Below are 19,931 nucleotides of genomic sequence, written 5' to 3'. Positions count from 1 at the left end.
TAAAACAAATATGATTCTCAATAAAAGTTATTCAAATACGAACCCAGAGGCCGGCTGCGATGAAGTGGGGCGTGGATGCCTCTGTGGCCCTGTGGTTGCAGCAGTAGTTATTTTGCCTAAAAACTTTAAACAAAATTTTGTTAATGATTCAAAATTATTAACATTTAAAAAAAGACTAGAACTCGATACTTATATAAAGGACAACTGTGTAGATTTTGCAATAGCAGAAATTTCCCCCGAAATAATAGATATGCAAAACATATTGAATGCGAGTATTTCAGCAATGCACAAAGCATTAGACCAATTAAGGATAAAGCCAAAATTTATAATTGTAGATGGTAATAAATTTCATCCTTATAAAACTATTCCTTATGAATGTATTATAAAGGGGGATTCTAAATATTTAAGTATTGCTGCAGCCTCTATTTTAGCGAAAAATTACCGCGATCAACTCATGATTAATCTTCACGAACAATTCCCAGAATATGGTTGGAATAAAAACATGGGTTACGCCACTAAAATTCACCGGGAAGCTTTAATGAAATTTGGCCCAACTATACATCATAGAAAATCATTTAGATTAAATTATGATTGATGATTGATGATTGATGAGTAATATTTGAAATTTCCCTTATCTTCGTAACTTAAAAAATTAAAATTTGACCGCCAAAGAGCAAGAATTTTCTAAATTAATAGATGATAATCAAGGTTTGATTATCAAGGTTTCTCGGCTCTATACCAATACCTTGGAAGATGAGGAAGACCTTTTTCAAGAGATTGTGTTACAATTATGGCGAAGTTACGACACATTTAAAGGGCAATCTAAAATTTCTACTTGGATGTATCGCGTGGCTTTAAACACTGCAATTACCATTTTTAGAAAGAAGAAAAAATCTCCTGAAACGGATGAATTGCAAGATTTTCATCAGAAGAATATTTTAGAGGATGACGATGAAAAGCAACAGCAAATTTCTGCGCTATACAGAAGTATAAAAATATTACCAAAAATAGAACGCGCCATTGTAACAATGTATTTAGACGATTTGCCGTATCGGGATATTGCGCAAAATTTAGGTATTTCTGAAGTAAATGCCCGTGTAAAAATGAACCGTTTAAAAAAAGTTTTAAAAGAATTAATGGAAAAAAATGTATGATTTCAACCTAGACGATTTTAAGAAAACTTGGCAAGAGCAAGATGTTCAATCCAAATACGCCGCCTCTGAAATATCGGAAATGCTGCACAAAAAATCGCGCAATTATGTGAAATATATTTTCTGGATTTCGCTGGCAGAATTTCTCCTTTTTTTCTGTCTTGGCATCTTTTATATTTTTCAGTCTGAAAGCAATAGTAGTTTTTTGGAACTTCTAAGAAAGTTGGGCGTACAAGAAACGCCAGAGTTACAGCAGAGTTTTGAAAAACTTTACCTATCATTAAAATTAGTAAGTTTAATAATCACAGCCTACTTCGTTGTGCAGTTTTACTTAAATTACAAAAAAATAAAAGTGCAGGATAATCTAAAACTTTTAATTTTGCAAATTGTGAAATTTAGAAAAACTGTAAACGCTTTTATTTTTATTAATATATTTCTAATATTCGCATTCACAGGTGTATTAACAGGTTTTGTATTTCATATTTTTTCTGAGCAAAACATTGCATTAACACATCCAAAATTAATCGGTTTTATAGTTGGGTTGATTTTTACTACTTTGCTAGCCATTGTCCTAATCTGGCTTTACTATAAGATTGTTTACGGAATTATTATGCGAAAACTTGGGCGAAATTTAGAAGAATTAAGAAAAATTGAAGAGGAATAAGAAGTGCTTGCCAAAAGTATTCTTTTTACAAGTTATTAAAGTCAAGCATTTTTCATAGAAATCCTGAACGTTGTCCCCTGCCCTAATTCTGAATTCAAAATTCTAATATCACCATTGTGGTACTCTTTTACCACTCTTTTTGCCAAAGACAAGCCCAAACCCCAGCCGCGTTTTTTCGTAGAAAACCCAGGGTTAAAAGCATTCCGAACTTGTGAAGGCGTCATTCCACTGCCAGAATCTTTGATATCAATTAAAACAAAATTATTTTTTTCAGATAAATTAATCTCTAAATTTCCCTCGCCTCGCATCGCATCTACAGCATTTTTTACTAAATTTTCTATCACCCAACTCATCAAAATCTGACTGTGCGGAACTAAAATCGCACGTGTTGGTAATTTTAAACTAAATTTAATTTTACCAGAAATTCTATTTTGTAAATAATCGAAATTTTGCTGCAGCGTCTCATTGATGTTCAAATCATTTAAAGTAGGCGCAGAACCAATTTTAGAAAATCTTTCGCTAATTGTTTTTAAACGATAAATGTCTTTTTCCACTTCTTTCACACCGAGAGAATCTGGGCTTTCAACGCGCAAAACTTCGATCCAACCAATCATTGAAGATAATGGCGTCCCAATTTGGTGCGCCGTCTCTTTAGCCAAACCCGCCCACAGAAATCCTTCATCAGTTTTTTTTATAGTTCGCAAAAACCAAAACGAAAAAAGCAAATACAAACCTATGATTAAACCCAAAACATAAGGATAATAACGCAGATTATTTAATAAAGCAGAGTTATCATAAAAAACATATTGCGTTTGGGAATTTGAAATTTTTATTTTAATTGGTTTGTAAACTTTCTCCATAGATTGCAGGCGCTGAAGCAAAGCATTTTTGCTGTTTGAAATGTTATCTGGGAGATTTCTAGTGTCTTCTTTATTAGGGATTTTTGTTTCGTTTGTAACGATAATTGGTATTTCTTTGTTCTCCGAAATTATCGCCAAAAGCAAATCTTGAATATTAGAATCTAACTGTTTGTTTTCTTGCAAAATTTGCATTGCACTTGCAAAAACCTTCATTCTATCTGTTTCTTTTTCGCGTAGTTTTTTAATTAAAATATTTGATGAAACTATAAATATCAATACAATTGTAGTCAACAAAACAAATACAAACCAATTATTAAAGCGGGAAAAAAAACTGCGTCTTTTCATAAAAAACTATTCTTTGTTTTCAAAGGAATTGTGCAATTGCCAGTTACATTTAAAAATAAATAAGTATAATTTGCTGAATTATTTTAAAACATTAAGAACCTTGTACAATGCATTGCTAACGTTGTTTCCGCTATAATTATTGATGATGATTGAAAAAACGTAATCGCCGCTTTTAGATTTAAGATAACCTGCGAAAGATTTACTATCTTTTATAGTGCCACTTTTCATCTTCATACCGTTGCCTTGAGTTGGAAAACCATCATAAAATTCAGGGAAATAATTTTGTTTTTTCGCATAAAGCAAAGCCTGAACTTCTGCTCTAGCGGACACATAATTTTGGGGTGAAAGTCCGCTTCCATCTGCAAAATTTATCATTTCAGATTTAATACCTTTTGCCTTCCAAAAATTTTTTAAAAAATCTACACCTACTTCAAAACTGCCTTCACCGCGTTTTTCTTTTGCCATTGTTTTTATTAAAGTTTCACCATAAAGATTCACACTTTTTCGCAAAAACCAAAAAACGATTTTTTCTAATTCTGGAGAATTGTAGGTAAAAAAAATATTGTTTTTTGGACTAGAAATAATTTTTTGTCCATTAAGTAAATTTTGAGAATTTGTAATTAATTTTCCATTAAAACTAATTCCTGCCTTTTTCAATGCATCTTCAATTTCTACTGCCAATTGCAGAGGTGGATTTGGCGTTGCACCAGAAACCGTGGTTGTTTTTCCTGCGGGTAAAGTGCCGTTGATGTAAGCTGCATCTGAAAGTGGCGCTGTAAACACTAAACTTTGATCAGAATTTCCACCTGTTTTTAATTGATTTACCCATTTTACGCCGCGCAAATCTATGTTGAAATTTTTAAATTTATCACCATAAATATTAAGATCAAACTGGTTTTCGCGCCAGTTCACGCTCCAAACACCCGCGCCGTAATAATTCCCAAGGTCATCCCAAGGCCAACCTCCAGGAATGGTTTGAAAATCAAAATAAGTATCATCAATAACGATATCACCACTTATTTTGCCAATGCTTTTTTCCTTTAATGCTGCCAATAATTTTTTCTGAAAATCTTCCGGTTTATAGCCTTCGTAACGCCAACTTCCTAAAGTTGGATCGCCGTTCGAAGTAATTATTAAATCTCCTACAAGTTCATTATTAGAAATATTTCCATTATAAGAAGCCGTTGTAGTATATTTATAATCTTTTCCTAAAGTTTCTAAAGCTGCTGCAGCGGTAAAAATTTTCTGTGTAGATGCTGTAGAAAGACCCTTGTTTCCATTAAATTCATAAATTAAATTTCCCGCATTATCCGAAACGAAAAAAGTAAGATTTGCCGAATAGGCTGCCGAGCTAGACATTAACTCTTTTGTGGCTTTATCTAATTTTTGCGAAATGCTTTGCGCTGCAAACACCTGCAAGGAAAGGAGAAATAAAACGGTAATATTTTTCATAGCACTAAATTCTTTCCAAATATAAAGAATTAAATTTTTTGAAATATGAAAAAAAATAGTGGTGAAATTAAATTTTTATTATCAAATTCAATTGTAAATCGCACATATTTGTATAATTTAAAAAATATTTGTAACTTTTGTTGTGAATTTAAAAACCAAAACACCATGTCGTCAATCATTACCGGTTTATTTAAAAGCCAAAGCCAATCCACGAAAATTTCGCAGGATTTAGAAGATGCAGGAGTTCCAGAAAATAATTTTATTGTTTATCTGCACGACAAACCTATTTCAAAAGAAGTAAAAACCTCACTTTGGCAGTCGTTTTTTGGCGACACAACCGTTTTAGAGGATGAAAGTTTAGTGGTAAGTGTGAAAGTAAAAGATGCAGAAACAAAGGAGAAAGTCTCAAATATTTTTGATGAAAATGATTGTATTCATCAGAACTATATTGAAAATATTAAATTTAAAGAGGCCCAATCGCTACAATTCTTAAAAAAAATCGTTGCTCTGCGTGCAAAAGCTTTGATTTATTCTTCGCCAGAAATAAAACACCACGGGCAAAATGGCGGCATCAATTCTGAGGTTTTCTTTGGTAAAAATTAATAGTTAAAAAATATTTAAACATTAATTTTGAAAAAAAGAAAAAACTAGGAAAATTCATAAAATTATAAATTTATCTGGCGTTATTTTCATTTTTAAAGCCATTTCAATCCAAGTCCTTCAAAACCCCAAAATGATTTTGTGAATTTTTAGATTTTGTGAATTGCACTCTTAATTTCTATGTAATTAAACTATAATATCGTTCGATAAAAAAAATAGGAATAAAAATCTTTTTTTTGTATTTTCGTGGGAAATAGACACAAACGATGCCGTACGATTTAGAGCAAGAAAACAAAGAAATTCTTGCGAGATATAAAGATTTAATTTCCAACACTTACCGAAGTCTTGATGAGGAAAACAATAAACTCATCCGAAAGGCTTTCGATATTGCTTTGGACGCACACAAAGACCAACGCCGAAAAACTGGCGAACCCTACATTTATCACCCCATTGAAGTTGCAAAAATTGTAGCCAATGAAATTGGTTTAGGCGCTACTTCTATCGCTTGCGCACTTTTGCACGACGTGGTGGAAGATTCTGAATATACAGATGAAGATATCAAGAAACTTTTTGGCGAAAAAATCTCTCAAATTGTTAGCGGTTTGACGAAAATTTCTGTGATGAACCACCAGAATATTTCTGTTCAATCTGAAAATTATAGAAAATTACTCCTCACCCTTTCCGAAGATTTTCGAGTAATTTTAATAAAAATTGCAGATAGACTTCATAATATGCGCACGTTAGAAAGTATGGCGCCGTCTAAACAACGCAAAATTGCAAGCGAAACAGTGTATATTTACGCCCCTTTAGCGCACAGATTAGGGCTTTACAATATAAAATCTGAACTCGAAGATTTATCTTTAAAATACAATAATCCTGAAGTTTTTAATGAAATCACCACAAAATTAGAATCTGCTGAAGCCAACAGAAAAAAATATGTGGAAGAATTTAAAAATGAAGTATCGGAACAATTAGAAGCGGAACATCTTAATTTCACCATAAAAGGTCGCGCAAAAGCAATCAGTTCTATTTATCGCAAAATGCAGAAACAGAATGTGAGTTTTGAAGAAGTTTATGATAATTATGCTATTAGAATTATTTACAAATCTGATTCTAAAAATGAAAAATTTATAGCCTGGAAAATTTATTCAATTGTAACCGATTTATACCACAGCAATCCACATAGGATGCGCGATTGGATCTCTCACCCACGTTCTACAGGCTACGAAAGTTTGCATCTCACCGTTTTAGGACCCGATAAAAAGTGGATAGAAGTACAAATCCGAAGTGAAAGAATGGACGATATTGCCGAGAAAGGCGTTGCTGCGCATTACAAATACAAAGAAGGATATCGTTCAAATTCTGACGATAAAACAATAGAAAACTGGGTTGCAGAAATTCGTGAAGTTTTAGAAAATCAACAGTCTTTAACTACATCTGAACTTCTAGATTCTGTGAAATTAAACCTTTACAGCAAAGAAGTTTTTGTTTTTACACCAAAAGGTGAAATTAAAATTTTGCCAGCGGGTTCAACTGCTTTAGATTTTGCTTTTTCTGTGCATTCAGATTTGGGCATGAAATGTTTGGGCGCGAAAGTGAACGGAAAATTAGTACCTATTAGTTACAAATTGCATAACGGCGACCAAATCGATATTTTATCATCGCAAAACCAAAAACCAAAATCAGATTGGTTAGATTTCGTGGTAACATCTAAAGCGAAATCTAAAATAAAAGCGATTCTTAATTCGGAAAAGAGCCACTTGGTGGAGGAAGGAAAAGAAACGCTACAACGCAAAATGCGACACGCAAAAATAAATTTTAATGATGAGGAGATTAATAAAATGCAGAAATTTTTTAATCTAAAAACGTCGCAAGATTTATTTTTATCTTTTCAAAATGGCGCTTTGGATACCGGAGATGTGAAGCGATATACCGAAAGCAAGGGACTTATTAATAATTTATTTAACCGCTTTAAAAAATCGCCTAGCAAAAATATTGAGTTTGAAGAAAAATCGCAATCAGATCTAGATTTAATTGTGTTTGGAAAAGATGAAGAAAAACTTAACTATTCTTTTGCAAAATGTTGCACCGTTATTCCTGGCGACAAAATGTTTGGTTTTATTACAATTTCTGATGGTATAAAAGTTCATAATGACCTCTGCCCGAATGCGATAAATCTACGCGCCAATTACGATTACCGTGTGATACCTGCAAAATGGGTAAATGAAGAGCGATTTAAAAATAGAATAAAAGTTGAAATAGAAGGTTTAGACAGAATGGGAATGATAAACGATATCACCGCAGTAATAAGTAACGGAATGAATATCGATATGAAAAGTATGACTATTGAATCTAACGATGGTGTTTTTAAAGGTATCATTAACTTAGAAGTACGCAACAAAGCGCAGTTAGAAGAGAGTTTTAAACAACTGAAAAATATAAATGGTGTTTCTCGAGTGAAGCGAATTTAATTAAAAATAATTGCTTACTTTCTCCATAACTATTTCAAACAACATAATTTAAAATATGGTATTGACATCCTACTTCAAAAAGTTCTTTAGCAGCAGCGAAACATCCGGAATTTTGCTGATAATGTGCGTTCTTGTGTCGCTCTTTATCGCCAATTCTTCTATTGCAGAATCGTTTCAGAATCTTCTGCATTCTTATGTGGGTATAGAAAGTATTGATTTAAAATTCTCTGTAAGCCATTGGATTAATGATGGTTTGATGACTGTATTCTTTCTTTTGGTAGGTTTAGAAATAAAAAGAGAGGTGATAGAAGGTGAACTTTCTACAATAAAAAGCGCTTCTCTACCACTTTTTGCAGCAATTGGTGGTATGATTGTTCCTGCAATTATTTATTTTATATTTAATCATAACACGCCCTATGCAAAAGGTTGGGCCATCCCAATGGCTACAGATATTGCATTTTCTTTGGCGATTGTGGGAATGCTCGGAAAATCTATACCGCCTTCCGTAAAAATTTTTTTGGCGGCATTGGCTATTGTAGATGATTTGGGTGCCATTTTAATTATTGCATTTTTCTATACAGACTCTCTGCATTGGATAAATTTGGGCATTTGTGCTGGTATAATTTTGATACTTATTTTATTTAATTATTTGAATTTTAAAAACTATTTTTATTATCTAATTCCTGGCGCTTTTCTCTGGTATTTTATGATACATTCTGGGATTCACGCCACTATTGCAGGTGTAATTTTAGCATTTACAATCCCAACAAATATCCCAGCAGATGTACCTTCGCCGCTAGAAAAATTAGAATCTAAACTACAGCTACCCGTTAGTTTTTTTATAATGCCGATATTTGCTTTGTCTAATACCAATATTACTTTCCATCCGGGGATGATAGACGGTCTTTTTACCAATTTCGGCGCAGGTATAATTTTAGGTTTAGTTCTTGGAAAAGTGATCGGAATTAATTTATTTTCTTGGCTTGCCGTTAAATTTGGCTTCAGCGAATTGCCTTACAAAAGCGATTGGAAACAAATGGGCGGCATAGGATTATTAGCAGGAATTGGCTTTACAATGTCGATTTTCATCGCCCTACTAAGTTTCAAAGGACATCCAAATATTCAAGACGAGGGGAAATTTGCCGTTTTGGTTGCGTCCTTAATAGCAGGTTTTTCTGGCTATTTAATTTTAAAATATAGCAAAAGAAAAAAATTAGTTTTATCTGATTATAGAAAACAGTACCACGAAAGATTTTAAACTTTTTTTTGCGAATTGTCTGTCCAAGCGATATGATGACTTTCAGTTTCCTCTTCGGTATTTGAAAGTTGTGCCGTGTTAACATTATCATTAAAAATCCCCAATTCTTCAGACATTATTTTTTCTAAACGCACTTTTTTGATGGCGATATTTAGTTCATTTCCCAAAAGAATTAAAATGATATTCAAATTAATCCAAACCATCATCAAAATAATTGAACCTATTGAGCCATAAAGTACATTTTGACGGGCAAATTTTTTAACATAAAATGCAAAAATAAAAGTAACGGTCATAAAAAGAATGGTTGTGAAAACTGCACCTGGAACTGCTTGCTTCATCGAGGTAATTTTTAAACAGCCCACCCAATAAAAAAACATCAGCAAAATAAAATAGAAAATTGGAAAAGAAATATAGCCGATAATTTTTGTCAAATTTTGTACAAACCAACTAATATTATATTGTGGTGTGAATAATTTTAGCACAACTTCACTGTAATAAATGCCAAATAGAGAAAGCAAAATTATCACCACAAATGCAAGCGTAATAGCAAAAGAAACCAAATACTCTTTCACAAAAGTGCGTTTGAGTTCGGTGTTTAAATTAAACCCATTTATTAAAGAATGCGCGCCATTTGTAGCGAACACTAATGCAAAAATAATGGTCACATTGCTGAAATTTTTTAGATTTGGAATGATAGAATTCTGAATATAACTAGAAACATCACTTTGCATGTGCGCCGGAAAAATATTTCGCATTAAAATTTCGAAAACGTAGAACTGCAATTTGTCATAGTGCGGCAAATAGGGCAAAAGCGAAAGCAAAAAAAGCAAAAACGGAAAAACACTTAAGAAAAAACTCCAAGATATACTTGCCGCTTGTCTGCCGAGTTTTATCTCGAAAATTCCCTTTCCATAAATTTCAAACATTTTCCACAAAGAAATACCTAAAAACGGAATGTGAATTCCATCTAAAAAAGTGTGAATTTTTTTTATAAATAGCGGCGTTTTTAAGCCCATTAAACTAATTTTGTAAAACAAAGATAAGAAATGAGAATCAATTTAGTATGTATTGGGAAAACCGACGATAAAGAAATCTCTCACCTACTATCCTACTACACCGCGCGTTTGCCGAAACACTGGAAATTTGAAATCAATATTTTGCCAGATGTGAAAAATGCAAAAAGTTTAACACCAGATTTAATTAAAAAAGAAGAAGCAAAATTATTTTTAAATTTAATAGAAACATCAGATTACATCGTACTTTTAGACGAAAAAGGAAAGCAATTTACCAGCCGAGAGTTTTCTGAAAAAATTGATTTCTATATGAATTCATCTCTAAAAAGAATTTGCTTTTTAGTAGGCGGCGCTTACGGTTTTTCAGAAGAAATATACGAGAAATCAGCCGAAAAAATATCACTTTCGAAAATGACTTTTACACATCAAATGATTCGCCTTTTTTTTGTGGAACAATTATACCGAGCAGCCAGCATTTTGCAAGGAAAACCTTATCATAATGATTAGAAAAAATGTAAATTTTAAAACCAAAAAAAACTCAAAAGTTTTATGCTTGTAAAGCGTAAATGTTTAGAAAAGCTTTAAAGTAAATTTATTCTACTTCCTTTAAATTTTGATAATTAGTGGTTTTTTTCGCAAGAACTGAAAATAAGCCACCCAAAAGAAAACCAACTGCAGCCCCAAAAGCAACATCAAACGGAAAATGAACGCCAAGGTATATTCTACTATATGCAATAATAGATGCCCAAAGGAAAATAGAGACTGTGAAAAATTTATATTTTTTCCCAAGAAGTGAAGAGAGAAATGTTGCAATAAAAAACATATTAGAAGCGTGCGAAGAATAGAAACCATACATTCCGCCACAAGTTACCAAGCGCATTTTTGCTTCTAAAGAAGGCGTGTGGCAAGGTCTCAGCCTTAAAATTCCATTTTTGAAAATACCCGCCAACTGATCTGAAATCGAAATCCCAATCCCAATAAAAATTAAAATAAAAATAAAATTACGCAAACGGTAATTTTTGTAAAGTAAGTATAGAAATATAATATAAAGCGGGATCCAAACAAATTTATCTGACATTAAAATCCAAAAAGGATCAAAACTTTTATTGCCTAAACCATTTAGAAATAATAATGCTTTTTGATCTTCTGAAATAAATTCATCCATCTATGATCGACTTACTGGGCCTTCGTGGGTTTCATCTTCTATCAAATTTTGTGGTTTCGGAGTTTCAAGCAAATCCTTTTCCACATCTGCCAACGGATTAAAATCTTTGGCAGCATCCCGAATTTTATCTATTTCCCGCTTTATTTCAGACACGGGATTATCGGTTTCCTTCATAATATCAGTTTTGATATCTTCTACGGCGCCTCGCATTTTGCGTACACCTTCGCCCAATCCACGGGCAATTTCCGGTATTTTATCCGGTCCAAATAATACTACAATTGCCAACACAATCATTAGCATTTCACCAAAGCTCAATTCCATGCGTCAAAATTACAAAAGATTTTCATTGAAAAATTTTTTTTATGAAAATTTTAATATTTCACTTCAAATGAATAATCTTAAAAATTTAATTCTAAAATCTTCACAAAAGAGAACTTGATATTTTTAAACCATTTTTCATACTTTAAAGATATGCTGATTTACATGAAAATTCCTTAATTTTACACCCTTAAAGTAATGCTTAATTTCAAATTTTGAAGAAAATTTTTGAAGAAGAACAATAAAAAATACTTTCAAATTATTTAATATGGATTCAAATTCTGAGGCTGACAAAATCATTAAATTTAGATGGCGTAAAATTGTTCACTATTCGCTCATCCTGTCCATTTTATTGATTCAGTTATTGGTTGCTGGCTATTTTTATAATGAATTTACAAGCAGAAAAAACTTACACTTTATTGAAAATCAATTAAATGATGTTCAAAAGGTAGAAAACTTAACCGAAAATTCGCGTCAGAAACTTTTTGATGCACAAGAAAATTTTCAAAATTATGTAGTAAGCGGTGAGCAAAAATTTCTGCAAAACTATTTTACTTTGGTGAAAGATCTCGCGCAAAATCTCGATAGGATTAACGAATTTAAAACAAAGAATCTTCCGCTCATCAACATTCTATCTACACAGAAAAACAAAACGCCACAAGTAAAAGATTTTAAGAAATTAATAGATTCTACCTATCAATATTCTACATCAAGCCATTTTAAAGTCAACAACACTTTACCACAAATAAAAAAGTTTGATGTGAAATACGAACTTCCTAACATAGAAGTTCAAACGAAAACTTATTCGGACACGCTTGCAAAAAAAGGATTATTTGGGAGGCTAAAAGATGCTGTTGTTGGCAAAGAAAACGTAAGAAAAGACTCCACAGTTGTGATCATGAAACAAGGACGATCGCCACAAACGCTAAAAATTCAATCTAAATTAGATAGTGTCATAAACGTCGTAAACAACCATTACTATAGAGAGATAAAGACTTTGCAAAACAAGCAAAGCAAAAAGGAAATTGAAAGTAAAAGCAAAAGCGACAAATATTTTAAAATGTTTAATAATCTTTTGGTTTATAGCAACGATTTGGTGAAGGTTTATGAGACTTCTGTGAAAGAATCTAAATCTAAATTAGAAAAAGAAATCGAAAGTCAAACTTCGGCAAGCATTAAAATTAGAAAATATCTTGTTTTGGGACTTATGATTTTAATGTTTTTCGTCTCCATTTTAATAATGTATTTTACTAGAATGGCATTTATATACGAGAAAAAACTAAAGGCAGCTAATATCTTAATTAATGAAAATCTAAATTTCCGAAACCGAATATTAGGAATGCTAAGCCACGAATTGCGCTCTCCGCTGAAAATTATTGGTATTTTCATTAATAAAATTAAAAATAAGACGGATGATATTAAAATTAAAGACTATTTAAAATCAATCAGTTTTACGAATAATACCCTTTTGATACAAGCAAACCAGATTCTAGAATACACAAAAAATCAGCAAGTAGAAAATAAATTAATTTCGGTAGCATTTAATCTAAAAGCAGAAGTACATTCAATTTTAAACGCAATTGAACCCTACGTTGAAACTAGAAATAATAAATTTATTATTAATGAAAAAGTAGATGATGTAATGGTTTTCTCGGATAACACAAAGATTAATCAGATTTTTATAAATATTTTGGGAAATGCGAATAAATTTACAGAAAATGGTCAAATTTGGGTTGATACCAAAACAGAGCGCATTTCTGAAAACAAAATTTCATTAATAACAAGTATTCGCGATAGTGGCGTTGGGATTTCAGAATCGGATTTAGAAAAAATATTCAAACCTTATTATCAAGGCGTTTTATCGGATGAAATTGATAATTTAGGTGCAGGTTTGGGCTTGAGTTTGTGTAAAGAAATCATCGAATTATATGACGGTAAAATAACTGTAGAAAGCGAAAAAAATAAAGGGACAACGGTAAACTTTACTATTAATCTAGATTTAAAAAATTAATGCAAAATAAACTTCAAAAAATTAATTTTTTGCTTGCAGACGACCATAGTCTCATAAGACAAGGCATGCTTTTCTTGATCGAAGATTTCGATTTAGACGCCGAGGTCTTTCAAGCAACAAACTTCGCGCAGATTTTAGAAACGTTAAAAACACAAGCGATCCATATTGCAATTTTGGATGCTCAATTTCCAGAAGGTAATGTCCTTACTATTTTACCAGAAATAAGAAAAATAAGACCAGAAATAAAAATTTTAATATTGACAGGTCTTGAAGAAAGCACACACGCTTTGCGATTCATAAATGCTGGTGCAAATGGCTTTTTAAGCAAATTAAGCGAAGAAGATGAAATGAAAAATGCGCTTCAAAAAATGATTCAAGACGGCGAGTATCTTTCAACAGCAACCCAATCTTTACTATTAAAATCTTTACAAAACCGCAATCTCATCAATCCTCTTTCTTCTTTGTCGCAGCGAGAATTACAAATTGCAGAAATGTATGCCGCAGGTTTGGGAAATCTTGAAATAGCCAACGAATTGGAAATCAAACAAAACACAGTGAGCACAATGAAAAAAAGATTGTTTGAAAAACTTGAAATCGAAAATATAGTGCAATTGATTGATTTAATGAAAGAACATCATTAATCATTAATTTTATTTAAACTAAAATTCAATTTTTAGAAAGTTGACTTTTTGCTTATTCATTTTTTTTCAAGACAAAATAATTTAATTTTTATTCGATAATAATTTAAAATTATTTGGATGTCCGCTTTCAACCATAATGCTAATTTTTAACGGAAGAACCCAAAGATTTCTATTGACTCTCTGTCTAAATCATGTTTTTAGGGTCGCAAATCGATGATTTATCAATTCCTCTAAAACTATTATAAAAACATTGATAAAGGCGTTTGACTTCGTCGAATCTTTGATTTTCACTTAGCAAAGGCCTTAAAGAATAAAAAACAATTGTGATGAATGACGGATATACAGTTTAAATTATTTCTATTCTTTTCTAACTCTCAATTAATTTGTAGATAAACATCTACGAGCAAATCGACAAAAATCGAGACCAATTTTGGTAACTCGATGCTGTAGGATTGTAAATTTGCAGTAGTAATAAAGTGTAATTTTTAATAAAAAAATGCTTCTTTTTAAAGATTTGAAATTTCGTTCTAAAGACACAAATGATGAAAATAAGTTTCAAGGATTCTTTAAACACAAATGAAGAAGCATTTATCCCACGAAAATTTTTCGTGGGATTTTTTTTGAATATGATGTGATTAAAATAAAAGTTGTAAAAATTTGACTTGACCAAAAAATCAACACGCTTTTTAAAAGGGAGAAATTTTTATTTACAATGAATTTTTGAGGATTGTTTTAAGATAAAAACTCTGCCAAACTATCTCGTTCCGCCGTGACCGCCAGCAACAACAATCATTATTTTTATGCTTAAATAAATAAATGTAAAAAATTGAATGATGGGATTCATCATTTTAAATCTCTGGTATTTTGATATTCTCTCTGTCATTTTATTTTTTTTTAGAGTTAGATTTTAAAAAATTTTTACTAAAATTCGAAAACATATTGGTGATTCTAATTATATTTAAAATATTTATTCTGGAATCAACCACCAGAAAGGTTTCATTTTGGCTTTGTAGATAAAGGCATAGTGCAGCATTAGTTTTAACCAATGGCCGGCTAAACCTATTTCACCAAAGGTTTGTCCTAGTTTTCTTCCATGTGTATTTGGATATTTTTCATAATCTGGAACAATTGGATATGTGGTGATACTTACGCCGCTTCCAGATGTCATTCCATAACCGGCCGAAGCGATACAAGCAGCACCCATGTTTCCTAAACTTCCTTTGTGGTGAAGAGATTCTTTATTGCTTTTGATAGAATCTATAATATTGTCTGCTACCAATTTTGCCGTTATCCCAGAAGGCATTCCGGTTCTTGGTGGTGCAGGAAAAATTTCTGTTCCGTTTTTGCTATTTCTTGGTTTTGAAATAGCGTGCGGCGGTGCAAATGCAATACCAGGTGCAAAAATATTTTTATAACTTGGGTTTTGATAGGTTTCTGGCCAATCTTTTACGCTCCATTCTTCATAAGGTTTAGGCGTATAATCTGCGTCAACAATCATAAAACCTTTAAAAAGTTTTTCGGTAATGTCATTTTCATTTTTATCAAATGCTTTGAAACCGTGACCAGAAAACGCAGGAATTAGCATTGCGAAATCATAATTTTCCGTTTTTTGCTCGCCTTCTAGATTTTCGTAATGGGCAATTCCATCTTCAATTTTGTTAACACCTGCACCAAGAATCCATTTTATACCGCGGTCTTCAAAAACCATTCCCACCATTTCAGCAGATTTCATGGTCATACTTCCATAGCTGAGTAGCATTCCGTCCATCCCAAAATCGCCAAGTTCATATTCATTGGATATCCATGTTATTTCTGCCATATCTCTTACTTTATGGCGACGTAATTCTTGCTCTACGTTCAAAATATATTCAAAAGCAGCACCTTGGCAAGTAGATTTTGCATGCCCAGTTCCGATTAATATTTTGGCTTTTTTACCTTTTTTCATCTCCTGAATTAAAGCGTTTAATCCTTCCCACGCATGATCTGCGTGTGTATAAGTACAGACAGAATAGGTTTTGTTTTCACCAGGAATTAGGCCTTCTGTGCCCTCAAAATTCAATTTTGGGCCAGTTGCATTGATGAGATAATCGTAGGTTACTTTTTCTTGTTTTCCTTTGTTTTCGCCTACTACATATTCTGCTAAAACATAAGGCTTCGTTTCAGAAGAATCTCCTTCTGGATGGAAGGTAACTACTTTTGCTTGTTTGAAACCGATGCCCTTTTTTTTGTACAACGGTGCTAATGGAAAAAGAATTTCTTTAGATTTCATTCTCCCAATTCCCACCCAAATATTAGACGGAATCCATTGGTAATTAGAATTTGGTGAAACCACGACCACCTCGTGTGTTTTATCTAGTTTTCTACGAAGATGTGCTGCTGCAACGTGCCCTGAAATTCCTGCTCCTAATATTACAATTTTAGACATATAATTAATTTTTTTTGATTTTAAATAATTTCAATTTATAATATTAAAAAATTGATTTGCAATGGTTTGAAATTATTTACGTTTTACAAAGTTGCCAATAATTAAAGTGATAATCTGTAACATTTGTTACATACAACAAAAAAATTTGAATTAGTTATTTGTCGTGATTTTATCCCCAATAATTTTAAAAATATGCAAACTAATAAATCCTTAAAGTTAAAGCATATTCGTGAGCAGCAATATTTAAAAATCGTTAAAGATGGATTTACAGTAGTCCTAAAAAATAATACTTGGGTGCCAATGTAACAAGGATAGTAGTTAAGCCAAGAAATAGAAAAAGGCACGAAATTAGAAATCCTAAAGATTAATTCATTTAGATATTCATTTTAGTAGAGCAAAAACTCCTATAAATATAATTAATGGAAAAAATTCACAGCCAAAGATGATGAACAAATTTTGAAAGGCTTTTGGCTTTATTTTATGCCAAGTTGATAAAGATTTGAATGTCTGTTTTCAATCATATTGCTAATTTTTAACGCTAAAAATGCAAAGATTTCCATTGATTCTTTTTCTAAATCATGTTTTTAAGGTCGCAACAGCGTTTGACTTCGTCGAATCTTTGATTTCACTTAACAAAGTCCTCTAACAATAAAAAACATTTATGATGAATTAAGGACATACAGATAAAGATTTAAAAACAAATACCAGCAAAAAAAATTTAAAGTTTAAACCAACTTTTTTACGTTGATTGGCTTTAAAAATAGTACTTAATAAAATTAAAAAGGGAAAGTATCAATCGTTCTACATCATTAGCATATTGCTACTTCAGAAAACACTTTCCCTTTAAAAACACAACTTAACTTTAGCAAATTTTATGAAAATTTAAAACGATAATTTTCCATAAAAATACTTTTAGGCGAAGAAGCCATTACAAATTTTTCTTTGCGAGATACCAATCTACTTTTTCAAGAGAATCGTCTGCTAAGCGAGTATTTAGTTCATCGAGCGTTTTTGGTGCACCCACAATTACTTTGTCTCCTTTTTTCCAATCCAAAGGCATCGCAACTTTGTACTCATCTGAAGTTTGCAGTGCTTCCAAAGCGCGCAAAATCTCGTTCATATTGCGACCTACATTGAGTGGATAATACATCATCAATCGTATTTTTTTGCTCGGATCTATAAAGAATACGGCACGCACTGCAGAAGTTTCACTTTCATTGGGTTGAAGCATTCCATATAATTTAGAAACTTTCATATCAATATCTGCGATGATGGGAAAATCAAAATAAACTCCTGTATTTTCTCTTACGTTTTGCACCCAACCTAAATGCGCGTGAATACTGTCTATACTTAAACCCAAAAGTTCTGTATTCAAGGCATCAAACTCTGCTTTTCTTGTAGCGAAACCACTCATTTCTGTAGTACAAACTGGTGTAAAATCTGCAGGATGCGAAAACATCACCACCCATTTATCTTTTGCAAAATCTGAGAATTTTATCTTTCCTTTTGTTGTAACTGCTTCAAAATCTGGTGCTTGATCACCGATTCTTGGCATTGAATTCACTTGTTGTAGCTCTAAACTATTTTCCATAAGATTTAACTTTTAAATTTTTGATAAAATTATAGCATTTGCAAAAAACTGGCTGTAACAATGGTTACACAAGATTCAATAAAAAACCGAAATGAAAATAGTAGTAAAGAAAATTGAAACGCTTTAGATCACAAAGTGAAAAACACCAAACTTTTCTTCGATAAACTAAACTACCAAAGAATACAGGATAATAAGAATTATTCTTGTAGAAAGGTTTATGTTCAAATGTAAAATGACACTTAAGACCATATTACTTCTAAAAATCTGGTGTTTTGGCGAGAAAGTAAAATTTTGTTTTTGTGTAAAAACAATTTTTCGAAAAAAATCAAAATTTGTCAGCAAAAATAAGCGGTTCGAAAATTCGAACTGTTTATTTAAGAAACTATAGTTATTTGTAACACCTATTAATTTTGCGTTTAATGAAAAATTAGAAAAGAATTTTAAGATTATTGGCAATTAGACGGAGCCATATTATAATACAATAAACGCTAACCTTTTTACAGATAAGCGTTTTTTGTTATTGATGGAGCAAAGTTGTAAACTTCACAGAGCGGGATGCTTTTGTTTATTCTTGTTTCAAATAATAAAAAGGACGATTTATAGAGGGCACTGATTTGATATAAATAACTTTTATAGTATCACCAATCTTATAATTACTGCTCTGGGAATCTCCTGTATATGTTTTGCCATTTAAATTAAATGAATAACAATATACAATTGCATCTCCATTATTTTCCTTTAAAAAATGTCCATTTGTACCGTTATTACCTCTTTCATTAATTATTTTACCCATTGTAACTACTCCAGATTGATTTAAATAATAATCCTGAATAGGCCATTTAAAAAATGCATAAAGAAAATAAAGAAATACAGCCAATAAAAATATTTTTGATAAAGTTCTACTTTTCATCGGTTTTACTTTTCAGATTATTTATAGGTATTTGAATTTTTGCATTTACAGCATTTTCAGTAGCTTTCTTAATTGTTGTATTGATCCCGATGGCGATGATTTGCAATCCGTGACAAGTTCTAAACATTCTACTTGGCTTTAAAAATTACTGATTTCAAGTATCATACTTTTTAGATTTTTGTTCATTATTTAAAAATAAGAAAAAACATTCAAACTTCTTATAAATTATTACGAGCACGAATCGCAAAACCGCGAACTCGATATCCACAAGATCGGGCTATTGTGGTATCGGTAAATCAAAATAGCATTTAATTTTTAGATTTTTTCCCTTATTAGTCAATATACAATAATTGCTATTGGGCAATTTCTTTATCGTATCTCCAACTTCAGCATTTTCATAAAGTTCTGCTGTCGCATATATGATATGATTTCTATTTTTTACATGAGTGTCCGCACAATTAATTTTACTTACTCTATAATCATTCTTTTTATAAATGACTCCAACAAAAGAATTAGAAAACAATTCTTTATTATTTTTTTTCTCCAAAGAATTACTATATAACCAGCCAATAAATAAAAATGTGATTACAATAATTTTAAAAACTAGATTATTATTTCTGAAATCCTGCACGTTGTAAAATTGTATTAATTATTGGTCTGTAAATATATCGCACAGTTCCAATTGTAATGCTCCCAGATGGTGCGGATTTGCAATCCGCGACGAATTAAAAATAGTATTTCCCTATTTAAATTATTACTATTTATATTTTGAAAATATTTATCATTAAATAAAAGTAAGAAAAAAAGTTTATTTATGGAATGTTTTTCGAATTCTGATTTTAGATCACCACTGTCGATATCGGCGAGATTGGATACTAACTATTTCAAGTCTCTAACATAAAATATTACACACTTTTTAAGACAGTACCACAAAAAAATTCAAAAGTTTAAAATTTAGACACAAAAAAAATCCCCACACAAAAAAATGTGTGGGGATAAAAAAAACTGGCGGCGACCTACTCTCCCGCGTGTTGCAGTACCATCGGCGCTAGAGGG

General features: G+C 31.7%; 20 protein-coding genes. 9 read left to right on the top strand and 11 right to left on the bottom strand.

Features of this window, described 5'->3' with window-relative positions; genetic code table 11:
- Positions 1 to 10 precede the first annotated feature (10 nt).
- The 3 genes from C4S29_RS13735 (at position 11) to C4S29_RS13725 (ending at position 1,815) form a co-directional block, all read left to right on the top strand.
- Complete coding sequence (locus C4S29_RS13735; protein WP_103914686.1) at positions 11 to 595, top strand: ribonuclease HII; 585 nt, start codon at positions 11 to 13, stop codon at positions 593 to 595.
- A 64-nt stretch (positions 596 to 659) separates the two neighbouring features.
- The gene (locus C4S29_RS13730) at positions 660 to 1,154 is read left to right on the top strand and encodes an RNA polymerase sigma factor (RefSeq protein WP_103914685.1); all 495 of its coding nucleotides are present in this window, start codon (positions 660 to 662) and stop codon (positions 1,152 to 1,154) included.
- Entirely contained in the window at positions 1,147 to 1,815 is a 669-nt protein-coding gene (locus tag C4S29_RS13725; protein WP_103914684.1) for a beta-carotene 15,15'-monooxygenase, read from the top strand. Before C4S29_RS13730 ends, C4S29_RS13725 begins: the two co-directional genes overlap by 8 nt.
- A gap of 41 nt (positions 1,816 to 1,856) precedes the next feature.
- Here C4S29_RS13725 and C4S29_RS13720 read toward each other — a convergent pair whose 3' ends face one another.
- Both C4S29_RS13720 and dacB read right to left on the bottom strand, forming a co-directional pair.
- On the bottom strand, positions 1,857 to 3,020 hold the full coding sequence (locus C4S29_RS13720; protein ID WP_103914683.1) for a sensor histidine kinase: 1,164 nt from the start codon (positions 3,018 to 3,020) through the stop codon (positions 1,857 to 1,859).
- A gap of 78 nt (positions 3,021 to 3,098) precedes the next feature.
- On the bottom strand, positions 3,099 to 4,472 hold the full coding sequence (gene dacB / locus C4S29_RS13715; protein ID WP_103914682.1) for a D-alanyl-D-alanine carboxypeptidase/D-alanyl-D-alanine endopeptidase: 1,374 nt from the start codon (positions 4,470 to 4,472) through the stop codon (positions 3,099 to 3,101).
- Between the two features lie 165 nt (positions 4,473 to 4,637).
- Here dacB and C4S29_RS13710 point away from each other — a divergent pair, with 165 nt between their 5' ends.
- The 3 genes from C4S29_RS13710 to nhaA all read left to right on the top strand — a co-directional run bounded on the left by C4S29_RS13710 (position 4,638) and on the right by nhaA (position 8,801).
- Positions 4,638 to 5,075 carry a hypothetical protein gene (locus tag C4S29_RS13710; protein WP_146063329.1) on the top strand — a complete coding sequence of 146 codons (438 nt, stop codon included), beginning with the start codon at positions 4,638 to 4,640 and terminating at the stop codon, positions 5,073 to 5,075.
- Between the two features lie 263 nt (positions 5,076 to 5,338).
- Entirely contained in the window at positions 5,339 to 7,543 is a 2,205-nt protein-coding gene (locus C4S29_RS13705; RefSeq protein WP_103914680.1) for a RelA/SpoT family protein, read from the top strand.
- Between the two features lie 55 nt (positions 7,544 to 7,598).
- Positions 7,599 to 8,801, top strand: coding sequence for a Na+/H+ antiporter NhaA (nhaA, locus tag C4S29_RS13700; protein ID WP_103914679.1), 1,203 nt, complete (start codon positions 7,599 to 7,601; stop codon positions 8,799 to 8,801).
- Here the strand turns inward: nhaA and C4S29_RS13695 are convergent.
- On the bottom strand, positions 8,798 to 9,817 hold the full coding sequence (locus C4S29_RS13695) for a YihY/virulence factor BrkB family protein (RefSeq protein WP_103914678.1): 1,020 nt from the start codon (positions 9,815 to 9,817) through the stop codon (positions 8,798 to 8,800). The two genes, nhaA and C4S29_RS13695, sit on opposite strands and share 4 nt — an antisense overlap.
- A gap of 30 nt (positions 9,818 to 9,847) precedes the next feature.
- Here C4S29_RS13695 and rlmH point away from each other — a divergent pair, with 30 nt between their 5' ends.
- Positions 9,848 to 10,321 carry a 23S rRNA (pseudouridine(1915)-N(3))-methyltransferase RlmH gene (gene rlmH, locus C4S29_RS13690; RefSeq protein ID WP_103914677.1) on the top strand — a complete coding sequence of 158 codons (474 nt, stop codon included), beginning with the start codon at positions 9,848 to 9,850 and terminating at the stop codon, positions 10,319 to 10,321.
- Between the two features lie 85 nt (positions 10,322 to 10,406).
- Here the strand turns inward: rlmH and C4S29_RS13685 are convergent, their stop codons facing one another.
- Positions 10,407 to 10,979: a phosphatase PAP2 family protein gene (locus tag C4S29_RS13685; protein ID WP_103914676.1), complete on the bottom strand. Its 573-nt coding sequence runs from the start codon at positions 10,977 to 10,979 to the stop codon at positions 10,407 to 10,409.
- Positions 10,980 to 11,300: a Sec-independent protein translocase subunit TatA/TatB gene (locus C4S29_RS13680; protein WP_103914675.1), complete on the bottom strand. Its 321-nt coding sequence runs from the start codon at positions 11,298 to 11,300 to the stop codon at positions 10,980 to 10,982.
- Positions 11,301 to 11,565: 265 nt separating this feature from the next.
- Here C4S29_RS13680 and C4S29_RS13675 point away from each other — a divergent pair, with 265 nt between their 5' ends.
- On the top strand, positions 11,566 to 13,308 hold the full coding sequence (locus tag C4S29_RS13675) for a sensor histidine kinase (protein WP_103914674.1): 1,743 nt from the start codon (positions 11,566 to 11,568) through the stop codon (positions 13,306 to 13,308).
- Positions 13,308 to 13,949, top strand: a complete 642-nt coding sequence (locus C4S29_RS13670; RefSeq protein WP_103914673.1) for a response regulator transcription factor — start codon at positions 13,308 to 13,310, stop codon at positions 13,947 to 13,949. Before C4S29_RS13675 ends, C4S29_RS13670 begins: the two co-directional genes overlap by 1 nt.
- A gap of 754 nt (positions 13,950 to 14,703) precedes the next feature.
- Here the strand turns inward: C4S29_RS13670 and C4S29_RS14975 are convergent.
- From C4S29_RS14975 to C4S29_RS14775, 6 genes are all read right to left on the bottom strand, one after another.
- Positions 14,704 to 14,832 (bottom strand): hypothetical protein, encoded by a 129-nt coding sequence (locus C4S29_RS14975; RefSeq protein WP_262496771.1) that lies wholly within the window; start codon positions 14,830 to 14,832, stop codon positions 14,704 to 14,706.
- Between the two features lie 84 nt (positions 14,833 to 14,916).
- Positions 14,917 to 16,374 (bottom strand): NAD(P)/FAD-dependent oxidoreductase, encoded by a 1,458-nt coding sequence (locus tag C4S29_RS13665; protein WP_103914672.1) that lies wholly within the window; start codon positions 16,372 to 16,374, stop codon positions 14,917 to 14,919.
- A 928-nt stretch (positions 16,375 to 17,302) separates the two neighbouring features.
- Positions 17,303 to 17,965 carry a peroxiredoxin gene (locus C4S29_RS13660; protein WP_103914671.1) on the bottom strand — a complete coding sequence of 221 codons (663 nt, stop codon included), beginning with the start codon at positions 17,963 to 17,965 and terminating at the stop codon, positions 17,303 to 17,305.
- Positions 17,966 to 18,530: 565 nt separating this feature from the next.
- Positions 18,531 to 18,875 (bottom strand): hypothetical protein, encoded by a 345-nt coding sequence (locus tag C4S29_RS13650; protein ID WP_103914669.1) that lies wholly within the window; start codon positions 18,873 to 18,875, stop codon positions 18,531 to 18,533.
- Entirely contained in the window at positions 18,865 to 19,002 is a 138-nt protein-coding gene (locus tag C4S29_RS14780) for a hypothetical protein (protein WP_159969861.1), read from the bottom strand. The genes C4S29_RS13650 and C4S29_RS14780 overlap by 11 nt, the downstream gene beginning before the upstream one ends.
- Before the next feature lie 150 nt (positions 19,003 to 19,152).
- Positions 19,153 to 19,506: a hypothetical protein gene (locus tag C4S29_RS14775; protein ID WP_103914668.1), complete on the bottom strand. Its 354-nt coding sequence runs from the start codon at positions 19,504 to 19,506 to the stop codon at positions 19,153 to 19,155.
- Between the last annotated feature and the right edge of the window lie 425 nt (positions 19,507 to 19,931).

This window comes from Halpernia humi (assembly GCF_900108025.1).
Lineage (GTDB): Bacteria > Bacteroidota > Bacteroidia > Flavobacteriales > Weeksellaceae > Halpernia > Halpernia humi.
This window is presented reverse-complemented; position numbering and strand designations above follow the sequence as displayed.

What these genes read in the sequence shown, in the direction of transcription:
- C4S29_RS13670 (WP_103914673.1), top strand. Translation starts at nt 13,308, where the DNA reads ATGCAAAATAAACTTCAAAAAATTAATTTTTTGCTTGCAGACGACCAT.
- C4S29_RS13705 (WP_103914680.1), top strand. Translation starts at nt 5,339, where the DNA reads ATGCCGTACGATTTAGAGCAAGAAAACAAAGAAATTCTTGCGAGATAT.
- C4S29_RS14780 (WP_159969861.1), bottom strand. Translation starts at nt 19,002, where the DNA reads ATGTTTAGAACTTGTCACGGATTGCAAATCATCGCCATCGGGATCAAT.
- C4S29_RS13725 (WP_103914684.1), top strand. Translation starts at nt 1,147, where the DNA reads ATGTATGATTTCAACCTAGACGATTTTAAGAAAACTTGGCAAGAGCAA.
- C4S29_RS13695 (WP_103914678.1), bottom strand. Translation starts at nt 9,817, where the DNA reads ATGGGCTTAAAAACGCCGCTATTTATAAAAAAAATTCACACTTTTTTA.
- rlmH (WP_103914677.1), top strand. Translation starts at nt 9,848, where the DNA reads ATGAGAATCAATTTAGTATGTATTGGGAAAACCGACGATAAAGAAATC.
- nhaA (WP_103914679.1), top strand. Translation starts at nt 7,599, where the DNA reads ATGGTATTGACATCCTACTTCAAAAAGTTCTTTAGCAGCAGCGAAACA.
- C4S29_RS13710 (WP_146063329.1), top strand. Translation starts at nt 4,638, where the DNA reads ATGTCGTCAATCATTACCGGTTTATTTAAAAGCCAAAGCCAATCCACG.
- C4S29_RS13660 (WP_103914671.1), bottom strand. Translation starts at nt 17,965, where the DNA reads ATGGAAAATAGTTTAGAGCTACAACAAGTGAATTCAATGCCAAGAATC.
- C4S29_RS14975 (WP_262496771.1), bottom strand. Translation starts at nt 14,832, where the DNA reads ATGACAGAGAGAATATCAAAATACCAGAGATTTAAAATGATGAATCCC.
- dacB (WP_103914682.1), bottom strand. Translation starts at nt 4,472, where the DNA reads ATGAAAAATATTACCGTTTTATTTCTCCTTTCCTTGCAGGTGTTTGCA.
- C4S29_RS13680 (WP_103914675.1), bottom strand. Translation starts at nt 11,300, where the DNA reads ATGGAATTGAGCTTTGGTGAAATGCTAATGATTGTGTTGGCAATTGTA.
- C4S29_RS13650 (WP_103914669.1), bottom strand. Translation starts at nt 18,875, where the DNA reads ATGAAAAGTAGAACTTTATCAAAAATATTTTTATTGGCTGTATTTCTT.
- C4S29_RS13735 (WP_103914686.1), top strand. Translation starts at nt 11, where the DNA reads ATGATTCTCAATAAAAGTTATTCAAATACGAACCCAGAGGCCGGCTGC.
- C4S29_RS13720 (WP_103914683.1), bottom strand. Translation starts at nt 3,020, where the DNA reads ATGAAAAGACGCAGTTTTTTTTCCCGCTTTAATAATTGGTTTGTATTT.
- C4S29_RS13675 (WP_103914674.1), top strand. Translation starts at nt 11,566, where the DNA reads ATGGATTCAAATTCTGAGGCTGACAAAATCATTAAATTTAGATGGCGT.
- C4S29_RS13685 (WP_103914676.1), bottom strand. Translation starts at nt 10,979, where the DNA reads ATGGATGAATTTATTTCAGAAGATCAAAAAGCATTATTATTTCTAAAT.
- C4S29_RS13665 (WP_103914672.1), bottom strand. Translation starts at nt 16,374, where the DNA reads ATGTCTAAAATTGTAATATTAGGAGCAGGAATTTCAGGGCACGTTGCA.